General features: G+C 62.0%; 11 protein-coding genes. 3 read left to right on the forward strand and 8 right to left on the reverse strand.

The window, feature by feature from the left end:
- The first annotated feature begins 112 nt into the window (after positions 1-112).
- Complete coding sequence (locus HGO40_RS04535; RefSeq protein WP_250962060.1) at positions 113-724, forward strand: TetR/AcrR family transcriptional regulator; 612 nt, start codon at positions 113-115, stop codon at positions 722-724.
- A 43-nt stretch (positions 725-767) separates the two neighbouring features.
- Here HGO40_RS04535 and HGO40_RS04540 read toward each other — a convergent pair whose 3' ends face one another.
- From HGO40_RS04540 to HGO40_RS04565, 6 genes are all read right to left on the reverse strand, one after another.
- A complete protein-coding gene (locus HGO40_RS04540) occupies positions 768-1,871 on the reverse strand; it encodes a polyamine ABC transporter substrate-binding protein (protein ID WP_250962061.1) in 1,104 nt (367 codons plus the stop codon).
- A 39-nt stretch (positions 1,872-1,910) separates the two neighbouring features.
- Positions 1,911-3,248: an alginate export family protein gene (locus HGO40_RS04545; RefSeq protein WP_250962062.1), complete on the reverse strand. Its 1,338-nt coding sequence runs from the start codon at positions 3,246-3,248 to the stop codon at positions 1,911-1,913.
- A 115-nt stretch (positions 3,249-3,363) separates the two neighbouring features.
- Positions 3,364-4,626: a serine hydrolase domain-containing protein gene (locus tag HGO40_RS04550; RefSeq protein WP_250962063.1), complete on the reverse strand. Its 1,263-nt coding sequence runs from the start codon at positions 4,624-4,626 to the stop codon at positions 3,364-3,366.
- A 313-nt stretch (positions 4,627-4,939) separates the two neighbouring features.
- Positions 4,940-5,590 carry a response regulator transcription factor gene (locus HGO40_RS04555; protein WP_250962064.1) on the reverse strand — a complete coding sequence of 217 codons (651 nt, stop codon included), beginning with the start codon at positions 5,588-5,590 and terminating at the stop codon, positions 4,940-4,942.
- A 119-nt stretch (positions 5,591-5,709) separates the two neighbouring features.
- A complete protein-coding gene (locus HGO40_RS04560; protein ID WP_250962065.1) occupies positions 5,710-6,303 on the reverse strand; it encodes a lecithin retinol acyltransferase family protein in 594 nt (197 codons plus the stop codon).
- A 134-nt stretch (positions 6,304-6,437) separates the two neighbouring features.
- Positions 6,438-11,921 (reverse strand): trifunctional serine/threonine-protein kinase/ATP-binding protein/sensor histidine kinase, encoded by a 5,484-nt coding sequence (locus HGO40_RS04565; RefSeq protein WP_250962066.1) that lies wholly within the window; start codon positions 11,919-11,921, stop codon positions 6,438-6,440.
- A 350-nt stretch (positions 11,922-12,271) separates the two neighbouring features.
- Between HGO40_RS04565 and HGO40_RS04570 the strand changes: the two genes are divergently transcribed.
- Complete coding sequence (locus HGO40_RS04570; protein WP_250962067.1) at positions 12,272-12,652, forward strand: response regulator transcription factor; 381 nt, start codon at positions 12,272-12,274, stop codon at positions 12,650-12,652.
- Between the two features lie 63 nt (positions 12,653-12,715).
- On the opposite strand, the gene HGO40_RS04575 is transcribed toward HGO40_RS04570, so the two are convergent.
- Positions 12,716-13,339 carry a TetR/AcrR family transcriptional regulator gene (locus HGO40_RS04575; protein ID WP_250962068.1) on the reverse strand — a complete coding sequence of 208 codons (624 nt, stop codon included), beginning with the start codon at positions 13,337-13,339 and terminating at the stop codon, positions 12,716-12,718.
- A gap of 82 nt (positions 13,340-13,421) precedes the next feature.
- Between HGO40_RS04575 and HGO40_RS04580 the strand changes: the two genes are divergently transcribed.
- Complete coding sequence (locus HGO40_RS04580; protein ID WP_250962069.1) at positions 13,422-14,051, forward strand: NAD(P)H-dependent oxidoreductase; 630 nt, start codon at positions 13,422-13,424, stop codon at positions 14,049-14,051.
- A gap of 16 nt (positions 14,052-14,067) precedes the next feature.
- Here HGO40_RS04580 and HGO40_RS04585 read toward each other — a convergent pair whose 3' ends face one another.
- A complete protein-coding gene (locus HGO40_RS04585; RefSeq protein ID WP_250962070.1) occupies positions 14,068-15,630 on the reverse strand; it encodes a L,D-transpeptidase family protein in 1,563 nt (520 codons plus the stop codon).
- Between the last annotated feature and the right edge of the window lie 21 nt (positions 15,631-15,651).

The raw sequence follows: 15,651 nt of genomic DNA on the forward strand, positions 1-15,651 counted from the left end.
GATAGCGGTGTGTCAGCCGGCTTCAATACTGCTGATCCGACGCCATCGCGAGCAAGCTCGCTCCCACGGGGGGGGGCCAAGGCCTTTACCTTCTTTGCGACAAGGAGCTCCCGTGAGCGGACTGCGTGAACGTCAAAAAGCCGAACGCCGCCAAGCCATCAGCAAGGCGGCGGTCGAACTGTTCGAGCGCCAGGGCTTCCAGAACACCACCATCGAACAGATCGCCAGCCAGGCCGGCGTGTCGGCGCCCACCGTGTTCAAGTACTTCGGCAACAAGCAGGAGATCATCCTGGAGATCCTGCACGACGCCGACCAGCGCGCCCTCACCGATACCCGCAGCCAGATGCCTGAAATCGAGGACCCGGTGGAAGCGCTGTGTTATCTGGAGCGGCTGATGACCGGCTACGCGCTGGAGGTCATGCACCCGAGCCTGTGGCGCGAGTTGCTGCCGCTGATCCTGTTTGGTGGCGACAATGGGCTGCCCGAGGGGTATCGCGCCATGAACGATGCGCTCAGGGCCGAAATCAGTGGGCTGATCAGGGAGTTGCAGCAAGCCGGCAAACTACGCGCCGATCTGGACGTCGACCTCGCCGCGTTCCTGTTGAACGACTATTCGCACTTGCAGCTGTTCAGGTTGGTCAACCAGGAACAACCGGACATCGAGGCACATTCCGCCCAGGTCCGGCGCATCACTGAATTGCTCTTCCTGGGCATGCGCGCCTGAACCACTGAGACGGACCCGGCGCCGCAACGCCGGGCCACGCCGATCAGCGATGGGTCTTGATGCCCGTCCAGGTGCGGGTACGGATCCGCTCCACGGCGGCCGGCACCGGTTCCAAGGTGAACAGGGTCTTGCGCGCCTCGTCCGGCACATACATGGCGGGGTTGTTGCGGATTTCAGCATTGACCAGTGCCGTGGCTTCCTTGTTCGGGTTGGGGTAGCCGATCTTGTTGCTGCTCCGCGCAATGACATCCGGACGCAAGATGTAGTTGATGAAGGCGTAGGCGTCCTTGGCATGAGGCGCATTGGCGGGCACCATCATGACGTCCGACCACATCGGCGCCCCTTCCTTGGGCAGCGCCATCTCCACCTTGACCCCCTTCCCGGCGTCTTCGGCCAGTCGCTTGGCCAGGGCCACCCCACCGGACCAACCCACCCCGACACAGATCTCACCGTTGGCCAGGTCCATGCCATAGCGCGATGAATTGAAGTAGGTGATGTACGGCCGAACCTTGAGCATGGCTGCCTGTGCCTTGGCGTAGTCCTCACGTTTCTGGCTGTTGGGGTCCAATCCTTCGTAGTGCAAGGCAATGGGCACGATCTCGTTGGCGGCGTCCAGCAGACCCACGCCACAACTGGCCAGCTTGGCCATGTTCTCTTCCTTGAACAGGATGTCCCAGGTATTCATTTGCACATCGGCCCCCAGCACCTGGCGCACCTTGTCGACGTTATAGCCAATCAAGGTCGTGCCCCACAGGTACGGCGCGGCATAGCGGTTGCCCGGATCGCCCACCGTTTCCAGGGACTTCATGAATTCGGGGTCCAGATGCTGCCAGTTCGGCAACTGGCTGCGGTCCAGCGGCTGGACGGCGCCGGCGGCGATCAGGTGGCTGACGTTGGAGCTGCTCGGGTAGACCACGTCATACCCCGAGTTGCCGGTCAGCAGCTTGGACTCCAATGTCTCGACGCTGTCGAAGACGTCATAGATGGGGCGAATGCCGGTTTCCTCCTCGAAACTCTTGAGGATTTCCGGCGGCAGGTACTCGATCCAGTTGTAGATTCGCACCGTTCGCTCTTCGGCCAGGCTCGCGCCACTGACCAGCATCGAAACGACAGCGCCCAGCAAGGTGTTGCGCAAAAACAGGCTCATGATCAAACACTCCAGCGCGGCCGCGAAGGCTCGCGACACTTAATAGCGGTAGGTGAAGAAGAGTTCCAGCGCGCTGAACTTCCGGTCGTCGCCGAAGACCTGTTTGGCCGCCGCCATGGGCTTGACCCAGTTGTAGGACAGCGAGGTGGACAGCGACTTCGAAGGTGCCCAATCCAGGAAGACTACACTCTCGTCGGCAAACCGTTTATCGCTGACGGCGGTGCCCATGTAGTTTTTTTCGTCCAGCCAGAATTGGTAGTGGATCGCACCGAGCGTCAGGGTTTCGTTGAGGTGGGTCTTGAGTGAGAACTGCTGGACGTTTTCGTTGCTGTTGAACATCAGGTAGTTGCCGACGACATCGCCGATCAACCAGGTGCTCCAGTCGACGAAGCCCTTGGTCAAGGGATCCCAGGCTTTCTGTCGGTTATCGGTGAGGTTGTCGTCGCCGGAAAAACTCGCGTAGCGGTAGCCGATCACCGGGGTCAGCGGCAGTGTGCCGAAGGTGTAATCGGCCTGGCCGTACCAGGCCTTGGCATCGTAGTCCACACCTTCGCCGCTGCCTCGCTCCACGGCATATTCGGCGTTGAGGGCCAGGTCCGGGAGACCCGGGAGCCGGGCGTTCAAGGCCCTGACGTTGTACACCAGCATGCCATCGCGACGACGCGGCAACGTGCTGCCCTTGGGCCCCATGGCCTTGACCTTCAGCGCGGTGGCACCCAGCGTCACCTGGTCGTCGAGGTTGTAGTCCAGGTTCACGCCGCTCAGGCGAAAGTCACCCAGGTCGCTGTCGGTTCCCAGGCTGAAACCCTGGACTTTCAACGCGCCATGGTCCCAGGCGACCACCGCCGACTCCTTGAAGGCGGTGCGTGGGGCGAGCCAATAGGCACCGTCGTTGAACTGATCAAGGTTGCCATCCATGACGATGAAACCATTGCCGATCATGTAGTTCTGGCGACCGCCCGTGACCGTCCACTCCCCGGCCCGGAAACCGCCATAGAACTCTTCCGTCGATACCTTGCCATCGGAGCTGCGGGTGAAGCCACCGGCGTCACCATCACCGAAGGTGGTCGCTCCCACCAGGGAGCCGCCGGCCAGCAGGCTGAAATCCGGCTGCACGGCGTATTCCAACTTGACGCCCGGCTTGACATAGAACTCCTGCCAGTCGATTTTCGTGCCGCCATTCTTGCCGCTGCGCAGGTCCACCACGCCGCCGCCAAAATTGACGTTGCGGGTGGACACGGCTGCGCCACCGGCCGTCAGGTTGACCTCGCCCTTGAGGTTACCCTCCTCGAAGGTGTAGCCCGCCCAGGCAACCTGGGCGGTCAAGGGTAACCCGAGCACGAGGCACGTTCGGGACAAACGCATCATGGAAACCATATGGAGCTCCTGTTGATTATTGTTGTTACAGGGCAGTGAATGGCGGCGCAAACCCGCGCCAACACCTGGCTGGGCCAGATGAGCGGAACGAAATTGTTGTGTTTATCGGATGAAGTCAGGGCGTCAGTTGCGCCGCGATGGCCCGCAGCATGCGCACGCTGTCGCCGTCGAACGGGCTGACGGCCTCGCCCAAGGATGACTGCTTGACGATCACCACGCCGGAGGGCTTGTCGATGAACAGGTATTGGCCATGGATGCCACCGGCCATGAGCGCCTGGCTGTGGTCGTTGAAGACATACCATTGGCTGCGGTAGGACGCGCCTGGGGTCCAACTGGAAAAGTCGGCGCAGGCGGCATAGACGGCCGGGTCGGCCCCAGCGGCAATACCGGCGAGGGCCTCGGCCGAGAGCAGTTGGCGCCCGTCCTGACGGCCGTCATTGGCCAGCAGGCGGCCGAAGCGCGCCATGTCACGCAGGGTCGCGCTGAACCCGGCACCGGCCACGCTGCGGCCCCAGGGATCGGCCAGGAAATAGCCGTCGCGCTCACAGCCCAACTGGCTCCAGACCGCCTGCAGCAACTGGTGACAGGCCTTGCCGGACGCCCGCTCCATGACCCAGGCCAACGCCTCGGTGGTGGCCGTCACATAATGGAAAAAGCCGCCGTGACTGCCGCGCTTGCGCAGTGACGGCAAGTATTGGTACAGGGATTCGAACGTCGTGTACTGCGCCGGTGCCGGCTGGAAACCGCAGGCGTAACCGTATTGGGAACTCTCCGAATCCGGATCCTCATAGACCTCGCTGTAATCGACGGCCACGGCCATGTCGAACAGCTGGCGCACGGTCGCATCGCCGAACGCACTGCCGGTCAGTTCCGGTACGTAATGGGCGGCCGTCAGCGTCGGGTCAAGCTGACCTTCGCAGACCAGTTGTTCACCCAGGGCACCGATCAGCGACTTGGTCACCGAAAACATGATGTGCCGGTCCTCGGGGCGCTGGCCGTTGAAGTAACGCTCGAACAGCACGGTGTCGCCCTTGAGGACCAGGAAAGCATCGGTCTGGCTGGCGATCAGGTGGTCGATCACGCTGATGCTCAAGCCACACTCGCTGTCGAAGTGCAACTCGTCCAGCGGCTGGAGCGCCTGCTTGAACGCGCTGACCGGCCCGCTGCCAGCCTGTACATCGATGGAGGGACGCAAGCGCGCCAGGTTGCGGAAGCCCCATTGGTTGAACGGCGGGCTCATCCAGTTGTGCCAGGTGACACGGCGGAGGGGTTCGGCGGGAAAGCCTTGCATCAGCGAAGGCGCCAGGCGTGCGTCGGAGGGCGATTCGTGAGTCTCGACGTAAAGACTGGCCAGTGAAGGCACGGTGTTCTGATTCATTGGGTTGCCCCTGCGAAATGACTCTGCGTGAAAGCAGATGCAGGAGAATAATTACTCGATGTAATTTTTTAGTCAATAAAACTTTTTATTGGCATCGCTTATCAGTATTGCCCATTCAAACCAGCCAATGCGGTTTGCCTGCAGGCATTGCAGGGGCCTGCTTCGCAGGCCAGCGGGAGCAAGCTCCCGCGCCACAGGGGATTGGGTTGGCTGGAAGTTCCAGCGTGGGGGCTGAGCGGGCTGTGGCGAATGAGACGCTGCCCCCGTGGCGAGGGAGCTTGCGCCCGCTCGGCTGCGCAGCAGCCGTGATCGCTCACCGACTCTGCCCGGTACCCAAGGCTTCGGCCATCCGGACCAGGTCCGCAAACGACTTGGCGCACATTTTTTTCATCGCATGGGCGCGATGGATCTTCACGGTGATATCGCTCAGGTTCATTTGCCCGGCGATCTGCTTGTTCATCAGCCCCGTGACCGCAAAACCCATGACTTCCTTTTCACGGACGGTGAGCGTCTGGTAGCGGGCATGCAAATCGGAAAATTGCTGCTCGACTTGCCGTCTCCGGACATCCGCCTGAAGCGCGGCGGACACCGCATCCAGCAGGTTCTGTTCACGGAAAGGTTTCGCCAGGAAATCCACGGCGCCGGCTTTCATCGCCTTGACCGACATCTCGATGTCGCCGTGGCCGGTGATGAAAATGATCGGGATATTCGAATTCGACTCCGCCAACTGCGCCTGGAAGTCGAGGCCACTGGCGCCTTGCAACCGTACATCAAGGACCAGGCAACTGGGGCACTCGGTCTTCGGTTGCCGAAGAAAATCCGCCGTGGAGGCGAACGTCTCGACGCGGATCCCGACCGAGCGCAGCAGGTTGCTCAACGCATCGCGCATGGAGGCATCGTCATCCACCACGAACACAATAGAACCTTTGAGACCCGCCTCATTGGATGAAGCATTACCGTTCATTCACGACCCTTCCGGCGAGTGAAACGAAAAAAAGTGTAGCACAGCGACCTTGCGCGACCCGCCTTGTGCCTAGTGGCCTGTGTGGCTAATTCGTGCACTCAAATTAACCGCACAGGCCACTATGCAATCAGCTGCGGCTCCAGCGTCGAAATAAAAGCAAAAAGATCACGGGGACGCTGGAAATAAGCGTCGACCTGAGCGCTGTAGTGTTTTCCGCTGATGCACCAGTTGCAAAAGTGTTCGCAGTTGTTGGACAGAACCCGATATTTATTCTCACCGAGCCGTGAGCGCGCCCGCCGGACGACTTCGTCGTTGGAGTATTCATACGGCTCCTGCGCGATCCATACCGGTTTGCCATGGGCGAAATGTTCAAGGTCGATCACTTCGATGGGGCCGGATCTCAGCGAACCGCTGAACCCGGAGTAGTGGGCGACTTTCAGGTCGCCCAGGTAGATCCCGTGATGCAGATAGAACCCCCGTGGGCTGATCAGGTGCGCGCCGATCGGCGGCGTGCCCCCGGACCGTTCGACATGCACCCATCTCAAGGCGATATCAGACAAGCCGCGATTGCGGGCCGCTGCGCATCCCTGCCCCTCCAGCATCGGCGTACCCAGGCGATAGAAAGCGCTCGCCGTGACGAGCGCCATCAACACCAGCGCGACCGAACGAAGCGCAGAAAGTCCATCCATTGCCCGGTGGGTTAAATCGATCATGGCTCACACTCCGCAACCCGTGAAGCCAATCTATCGCCCGGGTTGCGGCGTTGCATTTGTACGTGGGAGTGGAACCGGTGATCTATTGATATACAGCCTTTAAACCTAAGTATGAATCGAATGCTGTCGAGTCCTCAGGCAGGCGTTTCCCCCTGGACGATGGGCAACGTGAATTGAACGGTAGCGCCGCGTGGCTGATTGGCGCAGGCCTTCAAGCAACCGCCATGGGACTCGATGATCGAACGACAGATCGATAACCCCACGCCCAGCCCAGTGGGTTTGGTGGTGTAGAACGACGTGAACACCTGATCGACGTTTTCCGAGGCGAACCCCGGCCCCGAATCGCTCACACTCACCAGCACCCAATCGGCCCCCTCTAACGTTGCGCAGATCCACAACTGCCGTTCGCCCTCGTTGACGCAGCTCATCGCTTCGAGCGCATTCATGATCAGGTTGAGCAGCACCTGTTGCAGCTCGACCCGGTCACCTTGGATGAGCGGCAAACCGTCGGCCAGTTGCGTCTGGATCAAGACGCCGCTCTTGATGATCTGGCTACGGGTGAACTCGATCATTTCGCCAATGGCAATGTTGATGTCCACCGGGCCTTTTTGTGGCGGCGCCTTGCGGATATGCCCACGGATCCGCCCCAGCACGTCCGCCGCCCGATTGGCGTCGTAGATGAGGCGCCCCAGTACCTGGCGGACTTCCTCGATCTCGGGTGGCTGGGTGTTCAGCCAACGCAGGGCGGCATCGGCATTGAGGATCGTCGCGGCAATCGGCTGGTTGACTTCATGGGCGATCGAAGCCACCAACTGCCCCATGGTCGCGACTCGGTTGGCGTGCGCCAGCTCGGTTTGCACCTCGCGATAACGTCGCTCGCTTTCGCGGATCTTTTCTTCCGCCTGGCGGCGTTCGGTCAGGTCCAGCACGAAAGCGACCCCTTCCCTGCTATTGGCCTCGAACAGCGCCAGACCGACGATGACCGGCAGGCGGCTGCCATCCTTGCGAAAATATTCTTTTTCATAAGGCCGGGCGTGCCCGGTGAGCAATGCCTGGGCCAGGGAGCGTTCGCTCAGTTCGCGGAACTCCGGCACTGTCAGGTCCCGCCAGCCCAGGCGGCCCAACGCCAGGTCTTCGCGCTCGTAGCCGACCATGCGCAGAAAGGCATCGTTGGCTTCGATAATGTCGCCATCGGCATTCCAAAACAGAATGCCAATGATGTTGGCGTCGACCAGGCGCCGGATCCTCGCTTCGCGCTCGGCGACTTCGCGATACAAGCGGGCATTTTCCAATGAGATGGCCGCACGGGACGCCAACAGTTTCAACACGGCGATCCGGGTTGGGTTGAACACATGGGCAGCCAGATTGTTTTCCAGGTAGAGCGCGCCGACGAGCTTGGCCTGGTTCAGCAACGGCACGCAGAGAATCGAGCGGGCGTGCTGCTTGCGGATATACGGGTCCGCGGCAAACGGCGCCGCGATCAGGGCATCGTCAAGAAAAACGCTCTCCCCGGTGCGCAGGACGTGGTAGAGAATCGACTCCGGCAACAGTGCCGCGCCCACCGGGGCATTGTGGATTTGCGTTACGTGGTTGCCGGTGGTCACCTGCGCCGCGACTCGGTACTCGCCGTCGCTGGACAGGATCAATAACCCGCGTTCGGCGCCGGCCTGTTCGATCGCCGTGCACATGACCATGTCGATGAGCTTATCCAGGACGATTTCCCCCGACACCGCCTCGGAGACCTTGAGTACGGTGGCCAGATCCAGGTGCTCGACCGGCGTCATCATCGTCGTCGTTGGACCGGGCACAGGCGCTTCGGTCCTCAGCGATGGATAGGTGTGTTCCAGTTGTCGCACTTTGCCCTCGGCGCCCCACCGCTGGTAGGCGTAACGAGCGTCCTGGAGATAGACGCGAGCGATCTTGCCGAAACCACGGGCGGCGTAGAAGCGCGCCGCGAGTTCGTTGGCCAACGCCTCGATATGGACGAAACCGCTTTCCTGCGCGGCTTGGATGGCTTGCTCGTACAGCGACTCGGCATCGATTAGGCGCCCTTCGACCCGGGCCATTTCGGCACCCACCAACGCGGTGCGGCTGGCGAAGTTCTCCGGACACTGCTGTGCCCATGCCTGGAGCTGGCGGTAATTGGCCGCCATCGCCACCCAATGAGGTTCGCGCTCGTCCACTGGCACACGATCGCAACAAGCGGCCCGCGTCAGGGCGCCGTAGAAATGGTATTCGGTTTCCTCGAAAAACGCCTGGCAAACCCAGAGCAGATCCTGGGCCTTCGCCGCCGCGGCCATGGCCGCTTCGGGATCGTCGGCCAGGTAGCGGGCTTGCAGGTTGCGGACCCAGTACAAACATTCAGCCAGGACCAGATCCGAGTTGCTGGACAAGTGGGTTGCGATGGCCGGTTCGTTCAACTGGCCGTCGTCAAGGCAGCCGAACGTCAGCGTCACGCCCCGAAGCATCCGGATCAGTGCCAGCTGGGCAACGATAAAATCCGTCACCAGCCCGAAGTGCACCCTCCTGGCATAGGCCAGGCCCCGCTCGGCTTCGTCTTGAACACCGGCCAACGGCTCGCCAGCGAACAGCAGGTCGGCGGTGAGGTTGTTGCCCGCGTAGGCGCCATACGGCAGGTCACCGATCCGATTCGCCGCCGCGAACGAACGACGCAAAAGGTCCCGGCATTGCTCCACGGGCCTCATCCAACGCACGGCAAAGCACGAAAAACACAGATAAGTGCTGGCCTCGAATCGCCGCAGGTCGCGTTTTTCAATGAGGTCGCAACCCAGCTGGCCAAAGCGGAACCCCATCTGGTAGTCACCGAACCGCCGACCGGCGACCCGAAACAGATTGGCGTACAGCACACAGGACGCATCGCAGTTGCCCTGCTCCAGGCTCAAGGTGACTGCCTTGCAGATCAACAGGTCCACCAGGTTCGCTTCACTCTGCAAGGCCGGCGCAAAGAGCTTGCCCAGTGCGTTGAGCGTCGCCAGGGAGGTGGCGTCCTCCATCAGCGGCAGCTCGATGAGGTCTTCGATGGCCCGGCCTTCAAGCAGTTCCCCGATGCGCTCGTACTCGTGACGCACATCGTCGTCGCTCGGGTGGGCCGACCACTCGATCCCCACATGACGCAGGTAGTCGAGGCAGACCGCCACCGCACCATCGCTGCGATCCAGGAGCAGGTAGACATCCATCAGCAGGCACGCCACGTTGGCCCGCTCGATCACCGTCACGGCGCGGTCGGCCAGGGCCTTCAGGCGTTCGTCCGCAGCACCGAGTTGCCCGGTAAGGAACTCGCATTCGGCCCGGTTCAATTCCATCCCGAAGATCAAGTCATGGCGCCCTGTCCAGCAATCATCATCCAGCAACTGCACGCCGGTGGCCAGGTAGTTGAGTGCCGAAGCATAGGCCGTCGAGGCCTTGGCCCGTTGGCCGGCCAGCAGGTTGAATTCCGCCAACTGCTCCCGCTCAGCCCGGTCGGTGAGCAACGCCGCGCCACGATTGAGCTGGCCGGCAATTTCAAAGATCGCCTCTTCAAGCGCTTGGGCGTCCGTTTGTGCCGCGAGCAGCCGTCCGATGCGCAGGTGCATCTCGGCGCGCGCAGCCTGGGGAATCAGCGAGTAGGCGGCCTCATGAATACGGTCGTGAACGAATCCATAGGCATCGTCCAGCCGCTCGACCAGTTCCTGGCGGACCGCCTGCCACATCACCGCCCGGACCTGCGTCGGGGAGATGTCCAGAACGGTGGAAAGCGCCTTGAGCCCGGCCACGTTGCCCAGGCACGCCAGTTGCTGCAACGCCTGCTGCGTGTCGGCAGGCAGGCGTACCAGTTTGCCGACCATCAGGTCGACGACATTGTCTGTGTAGCCCTTGGCGTGAATGCGCTGCGGATCCCACCACCACTGCCGCGCCTCGTGATCGAAGGCCAGCAATCGCTCGTCAGCGAGGGCCTGCAGGAACTGGATCACGAAGAATGGATTGCCCGCGGTCTTGTCCAGCACCAGTTGCGCCAGCGGCTCGACACGATCAACGGCGTCATGCAGGGCCTCGGCGATCAACTGCTCGACGTGCACCTTGACGAGGGGCGCCAGGGTGATCTCGCTGATCTTGCCTCCCGCGCTCCGAATGGCCTTGAGCTTGCCCGTCAATGGATGCGTGGCGTCCACCTCATTGCTGCGGTAGGCGCCCACCAGCATCAGGTGGCGCACATCGGCGCTGGTCAGCAGGTCCTCCAACAGGTCGAGCGTCGCTGCGTCCAGCCATTGCAGATCGTCGAGAAACAGCGCGAGCGGATGGTCCGCGCGGGCGAACACACCGATGAAGCGCCTGAACACCAGCAGGAAGCGGCGTTGCTCCTGTTGGGGATCAAGCGCCAGGACCGCTGGCGGCTCGCCGATGATGAGCTTGAGTTCGGGGATCAGGTCGGTCATGAGCCGCGCATTGGCATCCAGTGCCTCCAGCAACGCCTCGCGCCAATGCGCCAGTTCCGTGTCGCTTTTGCCCAGCAACGTACGCACCAGGCTCTGGAAGGCCTGCACCAGGGTCGAATAAGGGATGTCACGCCGGTACTGGTCGAACTTGCCACTGGGGAAAAGGCCCCGCGGAGGAACCAGGACTTTGTGCAACTCATTGACCACCGAGGATTTGCCGATACCGGAGTAGCCAGTCACGAGCACCAGTTCCGGCGCTCGTGTGTCAACCACCCGACCGAACGCGGTGACCAACGTCTCGACTTCACGCTCGCGGCCGTAGAGTTTTTCGGGAACCAGCAGCCGATCGGAGGCGCCTTGTTCGCCCAGGGCAAAGACATCGATGTGCCGCGATTGTGTCCAGTGCGCCAAGCAACGACGCAGATCATGTTCGACACTCGCGGCGGTCTGATAGCGCTCCTCGGCGGTCTTGGCGAGCAGTTTCATGACGATCCGGGACAACGTCTCGGCGATGGTTTGGACCCGCGCACTGGGCGGCGAAGGCATCTTGGCGATATGGCAATGGACCCACTCCATGGGGTCGGACGCCGTGAACGGCAGCGAGCCAGTCAACATCTGATAGAGCGTTATGCCGAAGGAATAGAGATCACTGCGCGAATCGATCGAGCGATTCATCCGGCCGGTCTGCTCGGGCGCCATATAGGCGAGCGTGCCGGCCAGGGTTTCGGGGGCTTGGCGCTCCCGCGGCAGCCGCGAAGCCAGGCCGAACCCGGTGAGCCGCGCCTGGCCATCGTCGCAGTTCACCAGAATGTGGCTGGGCTTGATGTCCTTGTGAACGATGCCGCGCTGGTGGAGCTTGCCCAGCGCCACGGCGATGCTCACCGCAAGGCGCAGGAACGTCGCCGTTTCCATCGGGGCGATCAGCAACTGCACGAGCGGCACGCCGCCGGGATCCTCGAGCAGCAGCCGCACCTGGGCCCCTTCGCGCACCATGTCGAGGGGTTGTACCGACCAGGCGCCATCAAGCTCATCCTTCAGGCCAAACTCATGGGCGAGCCGGTCAAGGCAACCAGGGCGAGGCTGTTCGGTCGCGGGGCGGGCCACCAGGACCGTGTCGTCGCCGTCCACACCCGAGCGCAATTCCCGACAGAAGATACGCTCACCATCGTCCCATAGTATTTGCATGCTGTTATTCCATCGGCACAGGAGCACTATTTTGTTTGGTCTGCCGCACTTTGCCGTCGGCTGTCATCCAGTGTCATGTCGCACTTGCCGATGTCGTAGCCATAAGGCGACTTCCGTGGCTGCGCTGGATGCCTGAGGGTAAAGCATGTGCCGGGATCCAGGACGGGGCGTGTTGCGCTCTTTAGATTAGCGCCTCATGAAAGCGCTTCACAATGTTTTCATGGCCTGGCGCAGGACCGGGGACAGGGCGCCAACCCTTAGGTCTTAGGGCGTTATACATAGGTATACTTCTGCCCCTTATGGGACCGCGTATCGTGTAGTCACGACAGGCGCTGTTACGAGCGATCCCTATGACGCAAGCCACGCAGATACGCAACACGACGACTATCGCGGTTGTTGACGATGACGAATCCGTCCGGACAGCTCTGGATAGCCTGTTGCGTTCCACTGGTTACAAGGTTCGAACTTATCGCAGCGCCATCGAGTTCCTGGACGCCAATGCCCCGGTCAGTACCCATTGCCTGATTTCCGATATCCAGATGCCGGGCATGAGTGGTGTAGAGCTGCATGAACAGCTCGGTGCCATGGGTTTTCGGATTCCCACCATCTTCATTACCGCTTATCCGGACCTGGGGGCGCATACGCCGGGGTTGGTCGCCTGCCTGCCCAAGCCTTGCGATGCCGACAAGCTGCTGGACTGCATCGAGACGGCCCTGGGCCCGGCACATTGAGGTTGCTGTATAGAACGCCCTAATACGAAACGACCGTGGGAGCTTGCTCGCGATAGCGGTGGCTCAGTTTGAAGAGGTGTCGCCAGTCCTGCCCACCATCGCCACGATACTGGCCAGCAGCTCGTCCTTCGCCTCGCCAGGGCTGATTTCCCCGGTGGCGGCCGCATTGGACAACGCCTCCGCCGCCCCCAGCATCGCCCGCAAACCCGCCTGGCCGATGCCCTTCGTACCCGCAAACGGCTCCAGCACCGCGCGGCACTTATCGAGAAAAATCCCCTCGTATTCGCGCTTGATGCGCGCAAGCTCCGGCGAACTGGTCAGCGCCGCGATCACCCCGGGAATCTCCCGACCTTGCAACAGCACGCATTCGACGTAGGACGAAGCGATCACCGCCGCCCGGCTTTGCAAGGTGGGGTCGCTGGCCTCCAGGGCAGCGTCCATCAGCGCGGTCTGGCGAGCATCGAAATCCTGGTACAGCGCCGCCAACAGCCCGGATCGGGTGACGAAGTGGTCATAGACGATGGGTTTGGTCACCCCGGCCTGGTCCGCCAGCCGCGCCAACGTCAGAGCATCACTGCCCTCCTCGCGCACCAGCCGCCAGGCAACCTCCAGCAATTGACGCTGCCGGTCCTGCCGGGACAAACGACGACGAGGTGAAGGCGGCGAATGTTCATCAGTGCTTGACATGCTAACTTTACCAACCGTAACTTACTAAGCGTAACTTAAGCATACCTGTCTTCAAGACCTCGTGACCAGAAGGAGTTTCGCCATGCATGCACTCATCGTTGTGGCTCACCACGATCCACGCTCCCTCACCCATAGCCTGGCCCGGAAAATCGCCGAAGGCATTACCCGCGCCAACCCCACCGATACCTTCGAGATCGCCGACCTGGCCGCCGAAGGCTTCGATCCACGCTTCAGCTTTGCCGACCATGCGGTCCACCACCGCGAGGCCCTGCCGCCCGCGGATGTGCTGGCCGAACAAGCCAGGATCGACCATGCCGACGCGCTGGTATTGGTCTATCCGATTTATTGGTGGTCCATGCCGGCATTGCTCAAGGGCTGGATCGACCGGGTGTTTTCCAACGGTTGGGCATTCGATTTCAGTCTCGACAAACCGTTTATCCAGAAGCTGCAACACTTGCGCGTCCACCTGGTAGGTGTCGGTGGCGCCGATGCCGACAGCTTCCAACGTCACGGCTACGATCAGGCGATGACCACGCAGATCGACCATGGCATTTTCGGTTCTTGCGGCGCCCAAGTGGTGAGTTCCCAGCGGTTGCTCGACTCGGACACCGCCGATCCGCAACAGCTTTTGCGAGCCGCCGGCGATATCGGCCAGCGGTTGTTCGCAACGCTTGATGAAACCACACAGGCGCCCGCTATTGCATGCGCCTGAGTTCAGAACCAAGCGTTCACAGCGCGCGACCATGGGCGGCGGACAGCGTTGCGTCACGCCCGTAGATATCCGGGATGTACACCGCCTGGCCCTGGCTGTCCGCCTGTGCCGTCCAGTAACCCAGCAGGATCGGCATGGGCCGGGCCAGCCTGAACTCGTGGGTCGATTCACTGGCCAGCAAGGTATCGGTGCGAGCCCGTTCAGCCGGGCTGACCAGCAGGTCGCGCAGGTGCATCACCTGCTCGATCCGCACGCAACCTGAGCTGAAGGCCCGCGGACCTTTGCTGAACAGCGACTGACTCGGCGTGTCATGCAGGTATACCGAGAACGGATTGGGGAAGCGGATCGCCATTTTGCCCAACGGGTTTTTCGGGCCTGGATCCTGGCGCAGCATCAGGTTGCCCGGGTGCTCCCAGTCGATGTCCTCCGCCAGCAACGGCAGGCCTTCACTGTCGAGGATCCGTAGGTTGTGGCGAGTGAGAAACTCCGGATCACGGCGGATCTCGGGCAGTTTGTCCTCGCGCATGATGGTCGGCGGGATGGTCCAGGTCGGGTTGAGCGTCAGCCGGGTGACATGGGATTTGAGCAACGGCGTCTGCCGTTGCGCCCGGCCCACCTGGGTGCGGGTCTGCCAGACCGGCGCGCCGCCCTGGTAAACCGTCAACTGCGCCGCAGCCACGTTGACCAGGACGCTGTCGGTTTCCACATCCTGGGCCAGCCAACGCATGCGCTCCAGATTGATACGTAACTGCTCGCGGCGCATGGCCGGGCTGATGTTCAGCTCGGTGACGGTCCATGGCCCGACCACGCCATCGGCCTGTAGCGAATGCCGGGCCTGGAAGCTCTTCATCGCCTCCACCAACATGGGGCTGTAATGCTCGTCGCTGACCTGCGGCGGCGTACTCAAGTACCCCTCATTGAACAGGCGCTGGGCCAGGGCGGGGACACGGGCGTCCTGTTTGTCCGGTTGCAGCAACGGCCCGCCTGGCACCGCTTGCCATTCGCCCAGCGGCTGTTGCCGTAGCCGGGCATAGAGGCCGCGCAGGTTGCGGTAAAGGTCCAGGTTCGGCCGCGCCTGTTCAAAGGCGTCGGCGAGGTTTTGCAGGCCCAGCCCCGCGATGGCCAGCACCACGGCCGGGTGATCCTGTGGCGGTGGGTTGGCTTTCCATACCGGCTCCAGTCGGTCTTGGGGCAGGTAGCCGAAACGCAGGTCATGCAAAGCTCGCAGGTAGCGCTGGCTGATGGCGATCTCGGCGCAATGAAGGCCTTGGGCCGCGTCCCCGACCGGCAGGCTATAACGTGCCGGATCCATGCCGTCGTCGGCCAGCTGCTGCAACTGGACCAGCAACGCTCCCCGTCGTTCGTCGTCCGCCCAGACCTCCTGGCCTGCGTTTTGCTGGTAGAACGCCTGCAAGTCAAGCTGCGTCGGAAAATCGACGCCCACCGCGACGTCCGGGCACGCGACCGCGAGTTGCGCCAGCGTGCTCTGCACCAGAGCCGGGTCGCCGTCCTCGGCTTTGGCGACCAATGGCGCCGTGAGCAATAAAAGGCTCAGGTAACATGCGGACTTTTTGAACAACTGCTTTACTCCAATCCATGG

Source organism: Pseudomonas sp. CG7, assembly GCF_023701885.1.
GTDB classification, from domain to species: domain Bacteria; phylum Pseudomonadota; class Gammaproteobacteria; order Pseudomonadales; family Pseudomonadaceae; genus Aquipseudomonas; species Aquipseudomonas zanjanensis.